The 20,931-nt window shown below is 36.7% G+C and carries 21 protein-coding genes; 18 read left to right on the top strand and 3 right to left on the bottom strand.

Annotated features, from left to right (window positions below):
- The first annotated feature begins 145 nt into the window (after positions 1-145).
- The 6 genes from EHLA_RS09120 to EHLA_RS09095 all read left to right on the top strand — a co-directional run bounded on the left by EHLA_RS09120 (position 146) and on the right by EHLA_RS09095 (position 4,399).
- Positions 146-2,182, top strand: coding sequence for a leucine-rich repeat protein (locus tag EHLA_RS09120; RefSeq protein ID WP_096240440.1), 2,037 nt, complete (start codon positions 146-148; stop codon positions 2,180-2,182).
- Positions 2,183-2,283: 101 nt separating this feature from the next.
- Positions 2,284-2,469, top strand: coding sequence for a hypothetical protein (locus EHLA_RS09115; RefSeq protein ID WP_096240438.1), 186 nt, complete (start codon positions 2,284-2,286; stop codon positions 2,467-2,469).
- Between the two features lie 4 nt (positions 2,470-2,473).
- Positions 2,474-3,175: a helix-turn-helix domain-containing protein gene (locus EHLA_RS09110; protein ID WP_096240436.1), complete on the top strand. Its 702-nt coding sequence runs from the start codon at positions 2,474-2,476 to the stop codon at positions 3,173-3,175.
- 134 nt (positions 3,176-3,309) lie between these two features.
- Positions 3,310-3,582: a hypothetical protein gene (locus EHLA_RS09105; protein ID WP_005347742.1), complete on the top strand. Its 273-nt coding sequence runs from the start codon at positions 3,310-3,312 to the stop codon at positions 3,580-3,582.
- Complete coding sequence (locus EHLA_RS09100; RefSeq protein ID WP_005347744.1) at positions 3,566-3,844, top strand: DUF4160 domain-containing protein; 279 nt, start codon at positions 3,566-3,568, stop codon at positions 3,842-3,844. Before EHLA_RS09105 ends, EHLA_RS09100 begins: the two co-directional genes overlap by 17 nt.
- 147 nt (positions 3,845-3,991) lie before the next feature.
- On the top strand, positions 3,992-4,399 hold the full coding sequence (locus EHLA_RS09095) for a recombinase family protein (protein WP_021906721.1): 408 nt from the start codon (positions 3,992-3,994) through the stop codon (positions 4,397-4,399).
- Positions 4,400-4,454: 55 nt separating this feature from the next.
- Here EHLA_RS09095 and EHLA_RS16235 read toward each other — a convergent pair whose 3' ends face one another.
- Entirely contained in the window at positions 4,455-4,598 is a 144-nt protein-coding gene (locus EHLA_RS16235; protein ID WP_157908569.1) for a hypothetical protein, read from the bottom strand.
- Between the two features lie 160 nt (positions 4,599-4,758).
- Entirely contained in the window at positions 4,759-5,988 is a 1,230-nt protein-coding gene (locus EHLA_RS09090) for an argininosuccinate synthase (protein ID WP_096240432.1), read from the bottom strand.
- A 444-nt stretch (positions 5,989-6,432) separates the two neighbouring features.
- Here EHLA_RS09090 and argC point away from each other — a divergent pair, with 444 nt between their 5' ends.
- The 11 genes from argC (at position 6,433) to holA (ending at position 19,095) form a co-directional block, all read left to right on the top strand.
- Positions 6,433-7,473 carry an N-acetyl-gamma-glutamyl-phosphate reductase gene (gene argC / locus EHLA_RS09085; protein ID WP_021906723.1) on the top strand — a complete coding sequence of 347 codons (1,041 nt, stop codon included), beginning with the start codon at positions 6,433-6,435 and terminating at the stop codon, positions 7,471-7,473.
- 65 nt (positions 7,474-7,538) lie between these two features.
- Positions 7,539-8,765: a bifunctional ornithine acetyltransferase/N-acetylglutamate synthase gene (gene argJ, locus EHLA_RS09080; RefSeq protein ID WP_096240430.1), complete on the top strand. Its 1,227-nt coding sequence runs from the start codon at positions 7,539-7,541 to the stop codon at positions 8,763-8,765.
- Between the two features lie 15 nt (positions 8,766-8,780).
- Positions 8,781-9,677, top strand: a complete 897-nt coding sequence (gene argB, locus EHLA_RS09075; protein ID WP_096240428.1) for an acetylglutamate kinase — start codon at positions 8,781-8,783, stop codon at positions 9,675-9,677.
- A gap of 131 nt (positions 9,678-9,808) precedes the next feature.
- On the top strand, positions 9,809-11,011 hold the full coding sequence (locus tag EHLA_RS09070; RefSeq protein ID WP_096240426.1) for an aspartate aminotransferase family protein: 1,203 nt from the start codon (positions 9,809-9,811) through the stop codon (positions 11,009-11,011).
- Positions 11,012-11,132: 121 nt separating this feature from the next.
- Positions 11,133-11,573, top strand: coding sequence for a DMT family transporter (locus EHLA_RS09065; RefSeq protein WP_096240424.1), 441 nt, complete (start codon positions 11,133-11,135; stop codon positions 11,571-11,573).
- A 143-nt stretch (positions 11,574-11,716) separates the two neighbouring features.
- Positions 11,717-12,334, top strand: coding sequence for a helix-hairpin-helix domain-containing protein (locus tag EHLA_RS09060; RefSeq protein WP_162290856.1), 618 nt, complete (start codon positions 11,717-11,719; stop codon positions 12,332-12,334).
- Between the two features lie 8 nt (positions 12,335-12,342).
- A complete protein-coding gene (locus EHLA_RS09055; RefSeq protein ID WP_021906729.1) occupies positions 12,343-13,032 on the top strand; it encodes a response regulator transcription factor in 690 nt (229 codons plus the stop codon).
- A gap of 79 nt (positions 13,033-13,111) precedes the next feature.
- Complete coding sequence (locus tag EHLA_RS09050) at positions 13,112-14,476, top strand: sensor histidine kinase (RefSeq protein WP_096241608.1); 1,365 nt, start codon at positions 13,112-13,114, stop codon at positions 14,474-14,476.
- An 11-nt stretch (positions 14,477-14,487) separates the two neighbouring features.
- A complete protein-coding gene (locus EHLA_RS09045) occupies positions 14,488-15,489 on the top strand; it encodes a GerMN domain-containing protein (protein WP_096240420.1) in 1,002 nt (333 codons plus the stop codon).
- Between the two features lie 143 nt (positions 15,490-15,632).
- Positions 15,633-18,089, top strand: a complete 2,457-nt coding sequence (locus EHLA_RS09040) for a DNA internalization-related competence protein ComEC/Rec2 (RefSeq protein WP_096240418.1) — start codon at positions 15,633-15,635, stop codon at positions 18,087-18,089.
- A 19-nt stretch (positions 18,090-18,108) separates the two neighbouring features.
- A complete protein-coding gene (holA, locus tag EHLA_RS09035; RefSeq protein WP_096240416.1) occupies positions 18,109-19,095 on the top strand; it encodes a DNA polymerase III subunit delta in 987 nt (328 codons plus the stop codon).
- Positions 19,096-19,241: 146 nt separating this feature from the next.
- Here holA and rpsT read toward each other — a convergent pair whose 3' ends face one another.
- On the bottom strand, positions 19,242-19,505 hold the full coding sequence (rpsT, locus tag EHLA_RS09030) for a 30S ribosomal protein S20 (protein ID WP_096240414.1): 264 nt from the start codon (positions 19,503-19,505) through the stop codon (positions 19,242-19,244).
- Positions 19,506-19,707: 202 nt separating this feature from the next.
- Between rpsT and hemW the strand changes: the two genes are divergently transcribed.
- On the top strand, positions 19,708-20,898 hold the full coding sequence (hemW, locus tag EHLA_RS09025) for a radical SAM family heme chaperone HemW (protein WP_242970703.1): 1,191 nt from the start codon (positions 19,708-19,710) through the stop codon (positions 20,896-20,898).
- Positions 20,899-20,931 lie beyond the last annotated feature (33 nt).

The raw sequence follows: 20,931 nt of genomic DNA, 5'->3' as shown, positions 1-20,931 counted from the left end.
TGGGATATGGTATTTTTTCTTTTTTCGTCTACACCAAATCTACAGGTCAGGATTGTCATGTTAAATTATTGAAATACATTTATATTTATAATATAATAAATATAAAAAATAAAGGATATCTTTGATATATCCAGGGAGGAAAGAAATGAGACTAAAACTAAAACAGATGATGGCAGTGAGTTTATCAGCAGCAATGCTTTTGGCTGTAGCGCCAGGAGAAGCAGTATTTGCGAATGTAAAGCAGGGTAACATAGTAAATACGAAGCTTATGTCAGGTGACACAGAAAAGAGCGGGGGCAGTGAAGCTTCAGAGTATGGAAATCTTATGTATAGGGATCAGCTTGATGATTCTGATATCACATGGAGTGTCTATGACAGTGGAAAACTTGTAATTGAGGGAACGGGAGCTACTCCGGATTGGTCACCATGGTTTTATTATAAAGAACAGATTACAGATGTAATCATAGGTGATGGAATTACTACTCTTGGAGAAAGAAATTTTATGAATTACCCAAATCTTAAGACTGTTACGATAAAGGGAGTGCTTTCTAAGATTAGCAATTCTGCTTTTGAAGGATGTAAGCAAATTAAAAGTATCACAGCAACAGGTGCAGTAAATGCTGCTGGTAAAAAAGTGCTTCAGCTTGGTGAATGTGTATTTAAAGATTGTACTGGTCTTGAAAGTGTAGAATTTACAGGAAGTCTTGCAGTAAGTAAGAATGCATTTGAGGGATGTACAAGTCTTGGAAGTGTAAAAGTAAAAGAATCAGATATGGCATTACTTGGAAATTATGCTTTTTTGAATTGTACTAAGCTTACCGAAGCAGATATACCTGGAAAATTATTAATACAGGAAGGGGCTTTTTTTGAGTGTACAAGTTTGAAAAAGTTTGATTTTTCAAAAGTTTCCAGTATTGGTAAAATAGCATTTTATCATTGTAGTAGTTTGGAAAACATTGTATTGCCTGAGAATGTTACTACTATTGGTAACAGTGCATTCCAGGGTTGTAACGGAGTGACATCATTAAATATTCCGGGCACAGTAAAAACAATTGGCGAGTATGCATTTTATGGCTGCGAGAATCTAAAAGAACTTGTGATAGATGAGGGTGTTTCCAGCATTGGAAAGCATGCATTTGCTGAATGTAAAAGTCTTGAGACGATAACACTTCCTAAAAGTGCAGCGCTCGGTGAAAATATTTTTACAGATTATAGACCAATAAAAACAATCAGATATACTGGAACAAGAGAAGAATGGATAGCTGCCGGATTGAATCAGAACAACTTTTACAATGCAACGGTTTATTACGAATACACAGCAGATCATAAACATACCTTTGTAACTTATACATATACTTATACAAATTCATGTACGGAGCCTGGAGAAAGAGTAACGAAGTGTAAGGATTGTGGTTATATACAATTAAAAGAAACACTGCCGGCACAGGGACATGACTGGGAAGTTGTCAGTGAGAAAAAAGCAACGTGTAAGGAAGAAGGGTTACAGAATCTGAAATGCAGGAGATGCGGCGAAACAAAAAAAGTAGTACGAATCGGAGCGCATCAATTTTCTTCCTGGCAAACAATAAAGGATGCTACTGTTTTTTCACCGGAAGTACAGATTCGTACTTGTAATGTGTGCGGATATAAAGAGACGAGAAACAATGGAAAGAAGCTTGCAGCAACAATGAAAGTAAATGCAGCAAAGCTTCCGTTAAAAATAAAACAGAAAACAACTGTCCTGAAAGTTAGCGGTCTTGCAAATGGAGATTCTGTAGCATCCTGGAAGTCTGGTAATACAAAAGTTGTAAAAGTTTCTGGAAAGCCTAATGGAACCTGTACTCTTGTAGCAGGACGAAAAAAGGGTAAAACAACAATTACCATAATTTTAAAGAGTGGATTAAAGAAAAAAATTACAATTACTGTTCAGAAAGCCGCAGTAAAAACTGCAAAAATCACAGGAATGTCTAAGAATCTGAAACTGAAAAAGAATCAGACAGTAACATTAAAAGCAGCGGTAGCACCATTGACAAGTCTTCAGAAATTGAAATATAAATCCAGCAATAAAAAGATTGTGACGGTTACTTCAAAGGGTGTTGTAAAAGCAAAGAAAAAGGGTAACGCTGTGATTACTGTGCAGTCTGGAAGTAAGACAGTTAAATGTAAAGTGACAGTAAAATAATAATTATTTAAGAGTTTAAGAAAGTTCTCCGGAGGATACGGATATAATCCCCCTAAAGTAGACAAGGCAAATAACCAAATCTACTTTAGGAGGATTTTTTTATGTCCAAGAGAAGGAAATATTTACCCGAAGAAAAAATCAAAATAGTTAAATCATTTGCTGTGCAAATTAGGATTCAACTGATAGTAGAGTGCGATTTTCCTATAAATGTGTTAGGATATTTATATCGAAAACAGGTTTCTAAATATAAATTTGGAAATAAATACTATCATTTTATGGGAGCGTGAAAATATGGTTGAGCCAATAAAAGTAGGAAGGTTCATAGCACAAAATCGAAAGAATCTAAATTTGACACAAAAAGAACTGGCAGAAAAATTAGGAGTAACAGACCGGGCGGTTTCAAAGTGGGAAAATGGACGCTCTATACCAGATGTAGGAATTATAGAATCTCTTTGCAAAGAATTGAATATAAGTATTGGCGAATTCTTTGCGGGAGAAAAAATACAGGAAAAAGAATATAAAAAAGAGACAGAAAAAATGTTACTTGCCTCCCTTGATGAAAAACAGCTTTATGGAGTACAGGCAGTAATCTATATTCTCGAATTTGTGAGCTTGGAATTGCTCATGCTGCCATTTCAATTATCTGAAAAATGGCCTTCTATTAATAGAATAAATATAATTTACTGGATCTTGGCAGCAGTAGTTTTTTTCTGTATGTGTTATCTTGATAAAAAAATGCCAGAAAGAAGGTTGCGTAATTCAAATAAATGGATACAGGGAATAGAAGCGGCTGTAGGATTCTTGTGGGTGGTATTTCCAATAGCATCAAAGGAAAGAATGAATATATTTCAAGGTATGAGTATTGGGGAAAGTATTGCAATAGGTCTTGAAATAATCATTGGATTTATTATAGTAGTTGGCGTGGCAGTTATACAATCAAAAACGAGAAAGGAAGAATGGGAAGAAGAAAACAATAGCAAAAAATCTGATTGAGCAACATCGTTGTGCCATAGCTTTCCTAAGCCATCACGTCGCGATGTTGTTCAATCAGGATTTAGATTTGAGTTGTTGCAATGTATTATTACTTATATTACAATAAATATAACAGATAGAAGGGAGGGATATTTATGATGTATCCTTTTATGACGCTGAATGATGATACGGAAATCACTCATTCTGAGATGAAGGCAGATGGTAGTGTAAAAGTGTATATTGAAACTCCAGATGAAGTAGGTGGATTCCATAATGCAACATGTTGGTTGCCAGCCTATAAATGGGAAAATATTGAAGGATATAGTGATACAGAAATATCCTATTTTAAACAGTTGATTCGTAAAAATGCTCATCTTATTATAGAGTTTTCGCAAGAAGGGGGCGTTTTAAATGCCGCAACTTCTTAGAATTGGACCATACAGTATTTATTTTTGGTCTAATGAAGGTGACCCGTTAGAACCTATTCATGTCCATATATCTGAAGGGCGAGCTAAATCCACCGCAACAAAAATTTGGATTACCAGCACTGGGAATGTAATTCTTTCTAATAATAATTCACAGATTCCTGAAAGAATATTAAAAAAATTAATGCGGATGATAGCTGCAAACAGTGATGATATCATAAACGAATGGATTAACCGTTTTGGTGAAATAAAATATTTTTGTTAACATAATTCTTGGGCTTTGTCTGTTCCTTTATCTCACTCCACATATTTCCCAGATTTTGTGTGAATCTGTATCTATATTAGATTACCTGCTGTTTTATAATAAATAATAATTATTTTTTTTATTATAAATGGACGGGGTGGAATGAAAATGAAAAAGAGAATAGGTATTTATCATTATCAATACTATAGAGGGGCCTGCAAACTATGTTACAGACATTTTATTCAAGAGATGGTAGAATCCTATGAAAAATGCCATGAAGTAGCGGAAGAAATCTATGGAAAAGAGAATTGTGAGTTCCTTCATTATACAGATTTTGGACAATATGATTCAGAAAATACAGACAGACCAGGCTTTCGCCGTATCATGGAAGCGATAGAGAAAAAAGAGTTAGATGTAGTGATGTGTTATGGGCTGAATAACATTACGATCAATGAAGAGCTTTTAATTAAGTTCTATAAATATGTTCGCTCACAGGGAATGGAATTTTTAACAGCTGATCATGGAAGAGATGCGATGAAATATATAGATATCTACATCGAGAAAAATAACTTGTGAAGCTGCAAGACAGACGAACTCAGGAAAAAAATTGCTCCGAGGCCACAAATATGCTTTATTTATTTTCCTGAGTTCTGCTTGTTGGCAGCTCAAAAATCAGTTGGAAGGATTTGGAGGGGAGAAGACTGGAGATATAGAATGTCAGGGGAAGTGAATCCTCAAATTCTTCAACATGAATGTTTGATTTTGCTTCAGCCAAAACACAGCTCCCAAAGAAAGAAGCCACCCTATATTTGTGACCTTAGAACGAGGATTGGATGTGAGCCGTTTAGCGCACATCCAACCCGCAGTGATAGAGTCACAAATATAGGGTGGCTTCTTTCTTTGGGAGCGTCTCCCCTGCCTGCAGCAAACCAGAATTATTTACTGTGGTTTTTCTCTAATTCCTGCATTCTCATTGCACGAACTTTTAATGGAAGACCGAATAATGTGATGAATCCTTCAGCATCGTGGTGATCGTACTGATCGCCTGTTGTAAAGGATGCGAGTGTTTCGCTGTAAAGGCTGTATGGAGAAGTTGTTCCAGCTTTGATGATGTTACCTTTGTAAAGCTTGAATTTAACTTCACCAGTTACATATTTCTGTGTGGATTCTACAAATGCCTGGATTGCCTCACGAAGTGGTGTGAACCATTTTCCTTCGTATACAACCTGAGCAAGCTTATTACCCATGTCTTTCTTTACTGCCATAGTATCTCGGTCAAGTACGAGTTCTTCTAACTGTCGGTGTGCTTCCATAAGGATTGTTCCGCCTGGAGTTTCATAAACACCACGTGACTTCATACCAACAACGCGGTTCTCTACGATATCAACGATACCGATACCATGCTTTCCACCTAATTCGTTTAATTTACGAATGATATCAGCAACTTTCATTTCTTCGCCGTTGATTGTTTTAGGAACGCCGGCTTCAAAAGTCATTGTAAGATATTCTGGTTCATCAGGAGCTTTTTCTGGAGAAACGCCTAATACTAATAAGTGATCATAGTTTGGTTCACAGGCAGGATCTTCAAGTTCAAGACCTTCGTGGCTGATATGCCATAAGTTACGGTCGCGGCTGTAGCTGTTATCTACAGAGAATGGAAGGTGAATATCATGTGCTTTACAGTATTCAATCTCTGCATCACGAGAATCCATCTGCCACTTGTCATCACGCCATGGAGCGATGATCTTTAAGTCAGGAGCTAAAGCTTTGATACCAAGTTCAAAACGAATCTGGTCATTACCTTTACCGGTAGCACCATGACAGATTGCAACGGCATTCTCTTTACGTGCGATCTCAACTAATTTCGCTGCGATTCCAGGACGTGCCATAGAAGTACCGAGAAGGTATTTGTTCTCATATACGGCATCTGCCTGTACGCATGGCATAATGTAGTTTTCACAGAAATCGTCTGTAATATCTTCTATATATAACTTAGAAGCACCGGAGTAGAGAGCACGTTCTTCTAATCCGTCAAGTTCTTCGCCCTGTCCACAGTCAACGCAGCAGCAAATTACATCATAATTATATGTTTCTTTTAACCAAGGGATAATTGCGGTAGTATCAAGACCACCGGAATAGGCTAAAACTACTTTTTCTTTACTCATTCTATATATCCTCCTAAATTTTTCATCAGATGATTAAATTGTCTTATATACTATACGTCATTATAAAGGAAAATGCAAGAGCTTTTTTTGCATATTATTAATAAAAATTAATTAATACTTGCATAAATTGCTTTTTAGCTGTATAATTATGAAAAATTCCGAATAAATATGCAAACAAATATGCAAAATGATGCCTCTTGTTTTTTGGAAAACTTTGTGGGATAATAGAAAACTGAAATTGATTTGCAGTTTTCATATATAGATTATGTATATTCAAGAATGTCTTGGCATTCTTGCTGCGAGATGCGCATCATCTCACATCTGATATAAAAGATGACTACAAAGAGTAAAAAGAATGATAAGGATGCTAAGAATAAAATGTACTCACAAAATCAAGTGAAAGAAAGACTCTGAGAGTACATTAAAGAGAAAGGATGATAAAGAATGATAAGAGCTGGTATTATTGGTTCGACAGGATATGCAGGACAGGAGCTTGTCCGCATTTTACTTGGACATAAAGATGTAGAGATTAAGTGGTATGGTTCTAGAAGTTATATAGATCAGGCATATGCGAGTGTATTTCAGAATATGTTCCAGCTGGTGCCGGATATTTGTAAAGGAGAAGATTTAGAGCAGCTTTGTGAGGAGGTTGATGTTGTATTTACGGCTACTCCGCAGGGGCTTTGTTCTTCTTTAGTAAGTGAGAATGTATTATCTAAGGTAAAGATTATTGATCTGAGCGCTGATTTCCGTATTAAAGATGTAGACACATATGAGAAGTGGTATGGAATCAAACATCAGAGTCCACAGTTTATTGAAGAAGCTGTTTATGGGCTTTGTGAAGTGAACAGAGATAAGATTAAGAATGCCAGATTGATCGCAAATCCAGGATGTTATCCGACCTGTTCTTTCCTTTCTATTTATCCGTTAGCTAAGGCAGGGCTTATTGATATGAAGTCAGTGATCGTAGATGCAAAGTCTGGAACATCTGGAGCTGGAAGAGGAGCTAAGGTTGCGAATCTTTACTGTGAGGTTAATGAGAGTATTAAGGCGTATGGTGTAGCAACACATCGTCATACACCGGAGATTGAGGAGCAGTTATCTTATGCATCCGGACAGGAAGCGGTTATTAACTTTACGCCACATCTTGTTCCGATGAACAGAGGTATTTTAGTAACAGCTTATGCAAATCTGGTTAAGGATGTTACGGAAGAAGAGCTTCGTAAGATTTATGAAGATGCATATAAAGATGAACAGTTTGTACGTTTCTTAAATGCAGGTGTATGTCCGGAAACCCGCTGGGTAGAGGGAAGTAATTATGTAGATGTCAATGTGAAGTTAGATGAGAGAACACATCGTGTCATTATGATGGGTGCGATGGATAATCTTGTAAAAGGTGCAGCCGGACAGGCTGTGCAGAATATGAATTTATTATTTGGTCTGCCGGAAACAGAAGGACTTTTAATGCCTCCTGTATTCCCATAAACAATTATTTTGATTTTTACAAGGTAAACATATAAGGTAAATATATTCTGAAGCTGGAGGTTATTATGAGAGTGATAGAAGGTGGCGTTACTGCCGCAAAGGGATATAAAGCAGCAGGTCTTCGTGCCGGGATTAAGGCAGGAAAGACAAATAAAGATATGGCAATGATTTATTCTGAAAAAGAAGCAGTTTGTGCAGGAACATTTACAAAGAATGTTGTGAAAGCAGCTCCGGTTTTTTGGGATAGAGATGTTGTATATAAGGAAGGAAAGGCACAGGCCGTTGTCGTAAACAGTGGAATTGCGAATGCGTGTACAGGAGAAGAAGGGCTTGCGAATTGTAAGAAAGAAGCACAGAAGGCAGGAGAACTTCTTAACGTAGCACCAGAGCATGTGCTGGTAGCTTCTACCGGAGTAATTGGAGCACAGCTGGTGATGGATGTTGTCGAAAAAGGAATTGAGATGCTGGTTCCACAGCTTGCTTATGGAAAGGAAGCTGGAGAGGATGCCGCAACAGCTATTTTAACAACAGATACCTGCAAGAAAGAAATCGCAGTAGAATGTACGCTCGGCGGAAAGACAGTAACACTTGGCGGTATGTGTAAAGGTGCTGGTATGATTCATCCAAATATGGGAACCATGCTTTCCTTTATTACAAGTGATGCGGCAATTGATCAGAAGCTTTTACAGCAGTTTTTAAGTGAGATTGTAGAGGATACCTTCAATATGATTTCCGTAGATGGAGATACTTCAACGAATGATACCTGCCTTGTACTTTGTAATGGTATGGCAGAGAATTCGGTAATTACAGAAGAGAATGAGGACGCTGAAGAATTTAAGGCAGCACTCGCTTACGTTATGGAATATCTTGCAAAACAGATTGCAGGAGATGGCGAAGGATGTAACCGTCTTTTTGAAGTAACCTGTAATGGGGCTGCAACAAAGGAGGATGCGAAGATTATCAGTAAGGCTGTTGTATGTTCGACTTTAACAAAGGCAGCTGTATTTGGAAAGGATGCTAACTGGGGAAGAATTCTCTGTGCGATGGGATACAGTGGAGTAACATTTGATCCAGGGAAAGTAGATATTGTTTTAGAGAGTGAAGAAGGAAGCCTTGCTATTGTAAAAGATGGTATTGCAACGGATTACAGTGAAGAAAAGGCAACACAGATTCTTTCAGCAGATCCGGTGAAGGCGATTCTCGATATTCATGCCGGAGAGGAAAAAGCAACCGCATGGGGATGCGACCTTACTTACGAATATGTAAAAATTAATGCAGACTACCGTTCATAAAGAGGAGATAGAGATATGACAGAAATGGAAATCAACAACAATGTAGATGAAATTATGACAAAAGCGAATACGCTGATTGAAGCGTTACCTTATATCCGTCGTTTTAATGGAGCAACAATTATTGTAAAGTATGGTGGAAGTGCCATGCTTGATGATCAGTTAAAAATGAACGTAATTAAAGATGTTGCTTTGCTTAAGTTAGTTGGTATGCGTCCGATCATTGTTCATGGTGGTGGAAAAGAAATCAGTAAGTGGGTAAAACTCAGTGGAAAAGAACCAGAATTTTATAATGGTCTTCGTGTGACAGATAAAGATACCATGAATGTTGCGGAGATGGTTCTTAATAAAGTAAATAAAGAACTTGTTGGTCTGATGCAGAAGATGGGTGTCAATGCGGTAGGTCTTTGTGGTAAAGACGGAAATATGATTCGTGTTAACAAGAAGATGCCAGATGGAAAGGATATCGGATTTGTAGGTGAAGTTTCTACAGTAAATACAGATCTTTTAAATACATTAATGGATAATGATTTTATTCCTGTAATTGCACCAATTGGTCTTGATGATGAATTTAATGCGTACAATATCAACGCAGATGATGCTGCCTGTGGTGTAGCAAAAGCGATGAATGCAGAAAAGTTAGTATTTCTTACAGATATTGAAGGGGTCTTTATTGATCCAACGAATAAAAAGACATTAATTTCTGAGATGGATATTAAATCTGCAAAAGAATTTATTGAGAATGGTGTAGTTGGGGGAGGGATGCTTCCAAAACTCAATAACTGTATTGATGCGATTGAACAGGGCGTTTCAAGAGTACATATCTTAGATGGCCGCGTGGCACATTGCCTTCTTTTGGAGTTCTTTACAGAAAAGGGTATTGGTACTGCTATTTTAAAAGAGCCTCTTTTTTAATATAAGATGTACTCTCGGAGTCTAAATCAAGCACAAAACGATTCCGAGAGTACATTATAGAATAAAAAACAGAACTTCAAACAATTATATAAATACTTTACAGTGGTTAAATTAAGTGAGGAGTGAACAGTATGACAAAGATGCAGGAATATATGCAAAAGGGAGAAGATTATATTTTAAAAACATATAATCGATATCCGGTTGTATTTGAAAAAGGAGACGGTGTTTGTCTTTATGATATGGATGGAAAGAGATATCTTGATTTTGCAGCAGGTATTGCAGTATTTGCATTAGGATATAATAATAAAACATACAATGATGCATTAAAAGAACAAATTGACAAGATCTTACATACTTCTAATCTTTATTATAATCAACCGGCGATCGATGCCGCAGAGAAAATCGTTAAGACTTCAAAAATGTCTAAAGTATTCTTTACAAACAGCGGTACAGAAGCGATTGAGGGTGCTTTAAAAGTGGCAAGAAAGTATGCTTATTTAAAAGATCCTTCCAAAGACTATGAATTTATTGCTATGAATCATTCTTTTCATGGAAGAAGTCAGGGAGCATTATCTGTAACAGGCAATGCACATTATCAGGATGGTTTTGTACCGGTAGAAATGCGTGCAGTATTTGCAGATTTTAACGATCTTGATGATGTAAAGTCTAAGATTACTGATAAGACATGCGGTATTATCTGTGAGGTTGTTCAGGGTGAAGGCGGAATTTATCCAGCAAAGAAAGAGTTTTTAGAAGGACTTAGAAAACTTTGCGATGAGAAAGATATCCTGCTTATATTTGATGAAGTACAGTGTGGTATGGGAAGATGCGGTTCTTTGTATGCTCATGATCTTTATGGAGTGAAACCGGATGTTATGGCACTTGCCAAAGCACTTGGCTGTGGTGTTCCGGTAGGAGCTTTTGTAACAAATGAGAAAGCTTCTCATGCCTTAGTGCCAGGAGATCATGGAACAACTTACGGTGGAAATCCATTTGCAACAGCAGCGGTGTGTGAAGTATTCCGTCAGTTTGAAGAAAGGGATATCGTATCTCACGTGAATGAAGTGGGAGCCTATTTATATGAAAAGCTTGAAGAAGTGAATAATCAGTTTGCACAGATTAAAGCACATCGTGGTGTTGGTCTGATGCAGGGACTTGAATTTGAAAAACCTGTTGGGGATATTATTGTTACTGCTTTGAAAAAGGGTCTGGTTATTATTTCAGCAGGAGCCAATATTATTCGTTTTGTTCCGCCGCTGGTTATTGAGAAGAAAGATGTGGATGAAATGATTGCCATTCTTACGGAAACATTGAAAGAGAATGGAATTCAGTAAAAATTAAATATCGTATAAAAAAGTAAAAAATCTCCATACTAAAAGAAAGGTACTCAGGGAATCTTTCTGTGCTTGATTTTGTGAGTACATAAAAATAAAGGAAAAAGTATGGAGGTTTTTTATGTTTGGAATTATTGCAGCGCTGCTATCCGGAGCGCTTATGAGTATTCAGGGAGTTTTTAACACAGAAGTAACGAAGCAGACAGGGACATGGCTTACCAATTCTTTTGTGCAGTGTACGGGTTTTCTTGTCTGTCTTATTATATGGTTTTTTAAAGAAAGAAAAAAGAATCCGCCAATAGAAATTTTGACAGTAGAACCGAAATATTATCTTTTAGGAGGGGTTATAGGGGCATTTATTACATTTACTGTAATTGCAGGGATGTCAGCGTTAGGACCGGCAAAAGCAGTGATGCTTATTGTGGCGGCACAGCTTATTGTGGCATATCTTATTGAAGTATTCGGAATCTTTGGAGTGGAAAAAAGTGGATTTGATTGGATGAAATTATTAGGAACGGGACTGTTTCTTGCAGGAATCATTCTATTTAAAGCAAGAGAGTAAAAGAAAATTGTCATATCCTCTTGTGTTTTTTTTAGATATTCGGTATTATTAATAAGACTATGGACAATATGCAAAGGCAACATTTTCTGCGGAATATGAAGAAATATTCCGGAACTGTTTCAGTAAGGAGGAGAATTCCTGATTTGAGACGGAGTATAGTGAGAAGGTTGATTAGCACAGCACTTGGAATCGTAATGATTATTTTGTCAGGCTGTTCTTTTTCTGTTCCTGTAAGAGAGGAAGAAAGTATAGATTCTACAGCTATTGTAAGGGCAGAAAGAAAGACAGAATGGAATACAGAGCAGACGAAAGAGACAGAGATTTATGTTCACGTCTGTGGATGTGTGAAGAAGCCGGGAGTATATTCGTTACATTTTGGTGCGAGAACGCAGGAGGCGATCAATGCCGCCGGAGGTTTTTCGGAGAAAGCGAATCAGACAGCATGGAATTTGGCGGAAGTTCTTCAGGATGGAATGCAGATTTATGTTCCGTCAAAAGATGAGGCGAAGGAAGCGCTTAATGAAGAGCAATCTTCACAAAAAGATTTGTCAGCTTCCCAAAGAAAAGATACGGTGAACATTAATAGAGCATCGAAAGAGGATCTGGTAACCCTGCCGGGGATTGGAGAATCAAGAGCAGATGCGATTATTGCCCGCCGGGAAGAAAAGGGAACCTTTACTTCCATAGAGGAAATTAAAGATGTCGCTGGAATAGGAGATGGCATTTTTAATCGAATAAAAGATTTAATTACAGTTAACTGAGGTGTGTTATGGGAAAAAAAGTGCTGGTTGTCGATGATGAGCGTCTGATTGTAAAGGGAATTAAATTTTCTCTTGTACAGGATGATATGGAAGTTGACTGCGCCTATGATGGGGAAGAAGCCCTTGAGATGGCTAAGAAGACAGAGTACGATATTGTTCTTCTTGATGTGATGCTTCCGAAGATGGATGGGTTTGAAGTCTGCCAGAGGATTCGGGAATTTTCTAATATGCCAATTATCATGCTGACAGCAAAAGGTGATGACATGGACAAGATTCTCGGTCTGGAGTATGGAGCAGATGATTATATTACAAAACCATTTAATATTCTTGAAGTAAAGGCCAGAATTAAGGCCATCATGCGCAGAAGCTCCAAGAGAGTAACAGAAGATGAGAAGAAGAAAGTATTTGAGAAGAATGGATTGAAGATAGATTGCGACAGCAGAAGAGTATTTGTTGAGGGAAGTGAAGTGAAACTTACCGCCAAAGAATATGATTTGTTAGAACTTCTTTCTTTCCATCCTAACAAAGTTTACAGCAGAGAGAATCTGCTCAATATTGTATGGGGGTATGATTATCCGGGGGATGTTCGTACAGTGGACGTACATATCCGAAGGCTTCGTGAAAAGATCGAAAAGAATCCGGGTGAGCCGCTTTATATTCATACAAAATGGGGGGTAGGATACTATTTCCAAGATTAGTATAAGGAGAGTTTTCCGCTATATTTCATTATATCAGGTAGTCGGAATCTTAACATTTTTCCTGATTAATATTTTTTTGATAGTGGGAATTTCAAGTCAGATCAATTATTATGAGAAAAAGGCGATTGATCAGAGAGTACGGTACACACAAAAGCAGTGTGCCGTACTTTCTAATCAGATTGTAAATAACGGATTCCGAAATTATAATATGAGCAGTCTTTCGGGAGAGTCTGGGGCGAGTATATTTGAAGTGGAGCAGCTTGCCAATAATCTTGAGGGGAGGATTCTGTTAATAGACAGCCACTTTAAGATTCTTGCTGACACATATAATCGTAACTGTGGAAAGTACCTTGTTACAAAAGAGACGATTCATGCTATGAACGGTGAAAAAGTTTCCTACCGATATATAGGGGATCAATATCTTCAGATTATTCTTCCCATAGAGGATAAGAGCAGTGAAAAGCCAGATATAAGAGGATTGATCATTGCAGTTGTTTCGCTGCATAATTGTAATGAGATGTCGGAATATCTATATGATCAGAGAGATAATCTTCTTGGTATTTTTATAATCATTACAATAATTTTTAGTGTTCTCGTTGCACTTCTCATTCGTAATAGTTTTCGAAGAATGCAAAATGAACTTGATATTATTGCAGCAGGACATCAGGAAGAAGGATTGGTTGAAGAGAATTTTAGAGAATTTTATAATCTTTCCTCTACTTTTAATAAGATTATTAATCGATATAAGGAACTGGAGAATACAAGACAGGAATTTGTATCGAACGTTTCTCATGAATTAAAGACACCGATCACTTCTATGAAGATTCTGGCAGATTCCCTGTTGATGCAGCCAGATGTTCCAGTGGAGCTTTATGAAGAATTTATGAATGATATTGTTCATGAGATTGACAGGGAGAATCAGATCATTACAGATTTGCTTACATTAGTGAAGATGGATAAAACGCAGGCAAATTTAAATATTTCCTCTGTAAAGATTAATGATCTGTTAGAGGTGTTGTTAAAGAGGATTTCTCCTATTGCGGAAAAGAGAGGCATTAAGATTCGTTTGGAGACGATGCGTGAAGTAATAGCAGAAGTAGATGAGGTAAAGCTTTCTCTGGCATGCAATAATCTTATTGAGAATGCTGTAAAGTATAATGATGATAACGGAAGTGTAGATGTTTCACTGAATGCGGATCATAAGTTCTTTTATATTCGTGTAAAAGATACGGGATGTGGTATTCCGGAAGATTGTCAGGAACAGATTTTTGAACGTTTTTATCGGGTAGATAAGGCACGTTCAAGAGAAACAGGCGGTACCGGTCTTGGTCTTGCTATAACAAGAAATGTTATTTTAATGCATAAAGGTTCCATTCGTGTTCACAGCAAGGAAGGAGAGGGTTCAACATTTATTATCCGTATCCCTCTCAATTATATTGGATAGGAGACAGACACATGAGAAGATTAAAGAGAAAAGGATATCTGTTATTTTTCCTGAGTCTGCTTTTATTAAGTACTTTGTGTGGATACGGTGGCAATACGGCATCTTCCGCAGCATCAAAGGAAAAGACGGACAGCGGGGAAGGGATAACAACAGAAGCGGCAGAAGATAAGAATACAATTAACTTATATTATCTGAATGCAGAAGAAGATGGATTTAAAAAGGTTCCGTATACTTTACAGAATCCGAATGATTCGGTAAAGGCATCTTATGAAGTGCTTTATAAACTTTCCGATACAGAGGGGAATAATACAAGTGAGTATAAGGCATCCATTTTTGATGGGATTGCAGTAAATGATGTTTCGCCTTTGGAAAACGGAAAGGAGAATATAGACTTTGGTGCAGCCTATGGTCAGCTTAGTCATGTAAAGGAAGTATTACTTCGTACATCTGTTGTGAAGTCGCTGCTTCAGATTAAAGGAGTTGAAGGGATTACTTTTTCTGTCAATGGTTCTAGTTTATTAGATACAGACAAAGTTCCGGTAGGGCTGATGAATGAAGATACTCTTTTGACAGATGATGGAGAGAAGAGTATTTATTCAGAAAAGAAAAAAGTAAAACTATATTATACGAATAAGACAGGAGATAAGCTTATTTCCTGTTTTAGAGAAGTGGAAGTAAAGAATAATGTTCCACTTGAAACGCAGGTTCTTCTTATGCTGAAGAATCCTCCGGCTTCAAAGAAGAATTTGAAGAGTCCACTCTCACAGGATTTTCATGTGAATCAGACGCAGATTATGAATAATACCTGTTATGTGGATTTGAGCAGTGATATAGAGAATGCTGTAGCAGATGTAAAGGAAAAGATTACGGTGTATGCGATGGTGAATACTCTTACTGATCTAGATACTGCTTATCAGGTTCAGTTTACGATTGATGGGAAAAGAGTCAGTAAGTTAAATGAATTTGAAAAGTTCGATACGTTTCTGACAAGTAATTTTTCTTTATGTAAATAATATGATGTCAGGGTCAAAAGGTCAAAACGCCGTTCGTGCTTGTACGATAAGGTGTTTGACTTTGGGACCCTAACATCATAATATTGACCGCAGATCAGGTATACATATAGGTGATTTGCGATGAACCAATAAAGGGAGAATAAGTGAAAAGACCATTTTTTCTGTTTTTTATGGGGCTTGTGCTTGGAGAGGCTGTAGCCATTTCTTTAAACAGGACAGGTTTTTTTGTGATGGCTTTGTTTCTTTTTATTCTTATTTTAATCTGTTTTGGATTGTATCAGAGAATAAAAAGAAAACGGAGCCCTCTTTTTATATATGCAATTATATTTTATGGTTTATTTTTTGCCGGAGGTCTTTTGCTTCTTAGAGCAGAATACCCGGATACGGCAGATCAGATGCTTGCGAAAAGAGAGATTGATGGTACATTAAGCGGAAATGTAGAGTTTGTAAAGAAAACAGCGGAAGGGGAGTACCAGCTTACATTAAGTGAAGTTTCATTTTGGGAAGAAGGGAAGGGTTCTTTAAAGTATAAAAAAGGAAGTTATTTTTTTGAAAATTATAAATTAAGGGCGAAATGTCGTATTTTAAAGATTAAAGTATCTGAAAAGAAGATTTATCCGGGAGATCAGATCAGTTGTACAGGCAGACTGAGTGCAATCAAAGAAACTTCTAATCCAGGAGAATTTGATGCAAGAACATATTATTATTCCTTGGGAATCCGCTATCAGTTCTTTGGAAAGGCGATTAGCAGAAAGAAGGAACGGCCTTTGTCGGTATATCGGATGGCAGGCAGGGTAAGAGAAAGAATGGATGCAGTTTATTGCTATATACTTTCTGAAAATGAATATGGTTTATTAAAAGCAATGTTTCTGGGAGATAAGACAGAACTGTCTAGTGAAGAGAAACGTTTATATGAAGAAAATGGAGTGGCGCATCTGCTGGCCGTTTCCGGGCTTCACGTTTCTATCGTTGGAGGAATGTTGTTTCGTTTTTTAAGAAAAAGAAAGTTTAGTTATGCTGTTTCATGTATCTGTTCAAGCTTTGTTCTGTTATTCTATGCGATTATGACCGGTTTTGGAAATTCTGTTTTCCGGGCAGCCATTATGTTTTTGGTTTTTTTGCTGGCACAGTATTTCGGAGCAGAATATGATATGGTTACTTCTATGAGTCTGGCGGGAATATTAATGTTATATGACAGTCCACTGAGAATTCTGGAAAGTGGATGTATTATTTCATTTACTTCTATTTTTGCCATTGGAATGATTGTTCCTTTTGCGAAAGAACTGGAGGAAAAACGAAGAAAAAGTAAATTGATACCGGGTGAATTCTTAATAGAAAGCAAGTGGAAAAAAAGAATAAGGCAGGCTTTTTTTACAAGTGTTATTATTTCTATGGTAATTGGTCCGTTATTGCTACGGTTTTATTATCAGTGGAGTCCATATAGTGTTTTGCTGAATCTTTTTGTAATTCCGGCAATGAGCCCGCTTTTGCTTAGTGCGATTACAGGTGGAGTCGTGGGATTGTTTCAGCTATGGGCAGGCATGGCAGGATGTATCCCCGCAGTCCTATTGTTAAGAGGCTTTCATGTGATATTCCAGTTTATTCATAAGATGCCGGGTGCCGTTATTGTAACAGGGTGTCCATCATGGGGGAAGATTCTCCTTTTTTATCTGGCAGAGTTGTGTCTGTTTATTTGCTGGTATTATCGTTTATGGAGTGTGGGATGTGTTTTTATACTTATCTTGATTGCAGGAAGATTCTGCAGACCGGTGCCTCCTTTACAGATCAGTATGCTTGATGTAGGTCAGGGAGAATGTATTTTTTTAAAAACCCCTGCAAACGAAACCGTATTGATTGATGGGGGCAGTACATCAACGAAACATATTGCAGACTATACGATTCTTCCTGCCTTGAAATATTATGGAACAGATCATCTAGATTATGTTATAATAACCCATACGGATGAGGATCATATTTCGGGGATAAGAGAATTGTTAGAAGAAGAGTATCCTGTGAAAAATATTATTCTTCCGGATACGTTAGCGATGCGTTTCCCTGAACAAAAGACAGAAAAAAGGGAAGTACAGGAAAAAGACAGAGAAAGCAAGAAAAATATATTGGAAGTTATAAAAAAGAGTAACGCCAATGTTTTAAAAATAAGTAAGGGAGATATTATAAAGCTTGACAGAATAAGCCTATCTTGTCTTCATCCAGTAAAAGGATGGGATGATGAAGATGTTAACAGTGGTTCTATAGTATTTGCTCTCTCATATGAAAAGTTTACGATGCTGTTTACAGGTGATCTGCCAGGAGAACAGGAAGCATTGTTCATGAAAGAGGTACCGTCACCTGTTTCTATTTTAAAAACAGCGCATCATGGCTCAAAGAATTCTACGACAGATTTATTCTTAAAAATGGTGCATCCTCAAAAAGCAATATTGTCAGCCGGAAAAAATAATTTATATGGGCATCCACATAAGGAAACCATAAAAAGACTGCAAAAAAATGGAGCAGATATTTACGGAACTTTATGGGGAGGTGCGATTCATATCGAGAGTAACGGGCAAAAGTATCAGATAAATTATTTTAAAAATCAATGAACACGAGGAATTTATTTTTATGAAAGAAATAAAAAAACAGATAAAAGAAAAATCTTTTTATAAAGTCTATCTTCTGACTGGAGATGAACCATATCTTATCCTTCAGGCAAAGCATATGCTGAAGAATGGAATGATCAGAGAAGGTGATACGATGAACTACGCAGAATTTACCGATGCGAAAGTAGATATCAATACCTTGCAGGAACTGGCATTTACCTATCCGTTCTTTAGCGAAAAACGTCTTTTGCTTTTAGATGGAACAGGAATCTTAAAAACAGGAAAAGATGAATTTGTGAATATTATGGATAATATGCCGGAAACGACCTGTATTCTTATATGCGAATCAGAAGTGGATAAACGTTCTAAAGTATACAAGTGGATAAAAAAGAATGGTTATATTGGAGAATTTTTGAAAAAGAATCAAACAGAAAAAGTTCTTCTGCGCTGGATTGCAGCTTTGCTTGGAAAGGAAAAGAAGCAGATTCGAGAAAATGATGCAATATATTTTCTACAAAAAGTTGGAGATGATATGTTTCAGATAAAGAATGAAACAGATAAGTTAATCGCCTATGTCGGAGAAAAAGAAGAAATTACAAAAGAAGATATTGATGCGATTACATCCGGGGAAGTACAGGATAAAATATTTGACCTTGTAGATGCCATTGCCAGAGGAAATAAGCCGGCGGCACTTGGGTATTATAATGATCTTATTCTTTTAAAAGAACCGCCAATGCATATTTTATTTCTGATCGTGCGTCAATATCGGATTCTTCATATTATTTCCAATATGCGCACACTTCGCAAACCAGATGATGCCATCGCCAAAACCGCTGGAATCCCACGATTTGCCATTCGAAAAAATGAACAGCAGCTAAGAGGTTATGGAGAAAAAACATTAGAAAGATGTATCGAGGAATGTATTCAGATAGAAGAAGACATTAAAACCGGAAAAATAGGAGATCAGATTGGAGTAGAAGCTCTGATTTGCAAATTACTTTTGCCCTAATATCATACAATTTGGCAAAATAACAAGATAAATTCAAGTCGAGCAGCCGTCACTCACCACCTGAAAGAGGTGGGAGTCTTCTCGACTGAGATAAAAAAATCTCCGAAAAGCAGCCGCTCTTTTCGGAGATAAATGTTTTATTTTAATTAAGCAATTCCGTTAACCGCTTTTGTAAGACGGGAAACTTTTCTTGCTGCTGTATTCTTGTGGAAAATTCCTTTAGAAGTAGCTTTGTTGATTTCAGAAATAGCAACTGTTAAAGCAGCCTGTGCAGCTTCTTTGTCACCTTTTGCTACAGCAACTTCTACGTTCTTAATACAAGTTTTTACTTTAGATTTAATAGATTTGTTCCTTAATGTCTTTGTTTCGATAACTAAAATTCTTTTTTTTGCAGATTTGATGTTAGCCAATCTGTACACCTCCAAATATTATTACTTATAATTATTATTATGTTTATATTGTTTTGCATTATTTCGGACACGGACAATCTAATGTAAACATACTTCTATATTCTATTGATTTTCGAGCAGTTTGTCAAGCGTAAAATGAATTTTTTTTTGAAATATGTTATACTGAGATAACGTTTTTAAATTTAAAAGGAAAGGATCATTTATGGGTGCAATGTGTGAGATATGTGAGAATCGAAAAGACTTGGAATTATATATCCATATTCCATTTTGTATAAAGAAGTGTAACTACTGTGATTTTCTTTCTTTTCCTTCAAGTGCAGAAGACAGGGAAGAGTATGTTCGATGTTTGGTAAAAGAGATAGAGAAGACAGGTATAGTTTTAAATGATATTTTAAATAATAAAGATACTTATCAGGTAAGAAGTATTTTTATAGGAGGAGGTACCCCATCTCTTCTTTCTGGCAATCAGATAAAGAATATTATGCAGGTGGTTCAGAAATATTTTCTTATAAAAGAGGAAGCAGAGATTACAATGGAGGCGAATCCGGGAACTCTTACAAAGAAAAATCTTTCTGCATATAAAGATGCTGGTATAAACCGTCTGAGTATGGGATTGCAAAGTGCAGATAATTCCTGCCTGTATTTATTAGGAAGAATTCATACATGGGAAGAGTTTTTGAAAAATTATGAGCTGGCTAGAAAGGCTGGATTTGAAAATATTAATATTGATCTGATGAGTGGTCTTCCGGGCCAGACGATGAGTATCTATAAGAAAACGCTTGAAAAAGTAATGGCATTGCGACCGGAGCATATTTCTGCATACAGTCTTATTTTAGAAGAAGGAACCCCTTTTTACGAATCAGAAGAGATTCATAAAAAGATTCCGAATGAAGAAGCAGACCGCGAAATGTATCAGTTTACAAAGGAGATTCTTGCAGAAAACGGATATGACAGATATGAAATTTCTAATTATGCATTAAAAGGAAAGGAATGTATTCATAATCTTGGATATTGGAGCGGGGTTCCATATATTGGCTTTGGGCTTGGCGCATCTTCTTATTTTGAAGGAACTCGTTTTTCAAATGAGAGAAACTTGGAACATTATAAAAAAGAGCCGTATGTTCCTTTTATGATGAGGGAAGATTATACTGTATTAAGCCAAAAAGATAAAATAGAAGAATTTATGTTTTTAGGGCTGCGCAAACGAGCTGGCATTTCTAAAAAAGAGTTCAGGGAGTGTTTTCATAAAAATATCATGGACGTGTACGGAGAAGTGATATCTAAATATGAAAAGATTGATCTGCTTGAATGGATAAAAAATGGGGAAATGCTTCGTCTTACAGATGCAGGAATCGATGTGAGCGATTATATTTTCTGTGATTTTATGTTGTAAAAAGATTTTAAGAAAAAAATCGAAAATATACTT

This window comes from Anaerobutyricum hallii, assembly GCF_900209925.1.
GTDB lineage: Bacteria > Bacillota > Clostridia > Lachnospirales > Lachnospiraceae > Anaerobutyricum > Anaerobutyricum soehngenii.
Note: the sequence above shows the minus strand (reverse complement) of the source record. Positions and strands in the feature narration are given on the sequence as shown.

Bases quoted from the DNA above. Each gene is read 5' to 3' on its own strand.
- EHLA_RS09045 (WP_096240420.1), top strand. From the start codon at position 14,488: ATGAGAAGATTAAAGAGAAAAGGATATCTGTTATTTTTCCTGAGTCTG.
- EHLA_RS09100 (WP_005347744.1), top strand. From the start codon at position 3,566: ATGCCGCAACTTCTTAGAATTGGACCATACAGTATTTATTTTTGGTCT.
- argJ (WP_096240430.1), top strand. From the start codon at position 7,539: ATGAGAGTGATAGAAGGTGGCGTTACTGCCGCAAAGGGATATAAAGCA.
- EHLA_RS09105 (WP_005347742.1), top strand. From the start codon at position 3,310: ATGATGTATCCTTTTATGACGCTGAATGATGATACGGAAATCACTCAT.
- EHLA_RS09115 (WP_096240438.1), top strand. From the start codon at position 2,284: ATGTCCAAGAGAAGGAAATATTTACCCGAAGAAAAAATCAAAATAGTT.
- argB (WP_096240428.1), top strand. From the start codon at position 8,781: ATGACAGAAATGGAAATCAACAACAATGTAGATGAAATTATGACAAAA.
- EHLA_RS09110 (WP_096240436.1), top strand. From the start codon at position 2,474: ATGGTTGAGCCAATAAAAGTAGGAAGGTTCATAGCACAAAATCGAAAG.
- EHLA_RS09095 (WP_021906721.1), top strand. From the start codon at position 3,992: ATGAAAAAGAGAATAGGTATTTATCATTATCAATACTATAGAGGGGCC.
- EHLA_RS09055 (WP_021906729.1), top strand. From the start codon at position 12,343: ATGGGAAAAAAAGTGCTGGTTGTCGATGATGAGCGTCTGATTGTAAAG.
- hemW (WP_242970703.1), top strand. From the start codon at position 19,708: ATGGGTGCAATGTGTGAGATATGTGAGAATCGAAAAGACTTGGAATTA.
- holA (WP_096240416.1), top strand. From the start codon at position 18,109: ATGAAAGAAATAAAAAAACAGATAAAAGAAAAATCTTTTTATAAAGTC.
- EHLA_RS09090 (WP_096240432.1), bottom strand. From the start codon at position 5,988: ATGAGTAAAGAAAAAGTAGTTTTAGCCTATTCCGGTGGTCTTGATACT.
- EHLA_RS09070 (WP_096240426.1), top strand. From the start codon at position 9,809: ATGACAAAGATGCAGGAATATATGCAAAAGGGAGAAGATTATATTTTA.
- EHLA_RS09065 (WP_096240424.1), top strand. From the start codon at position 11,133: ATGTTTGGAATTATTGCAGCGCTGCTATCCGGAGCGCTTATGAGTATT.
- argC (WP_021906723.1), top strand. From the start codon at position 6,433: ATGATAAGAGCTGGTATTATTGGTTCGACAGGATATGCAGGACAGGAG.
- EHLA_RS09120 (WP_096240440.1), top strand. From the start codon at position 146: ATGAGACTAAAACTAAAACAGATGATGGCAGTGAGTTTATCAGCAGCA.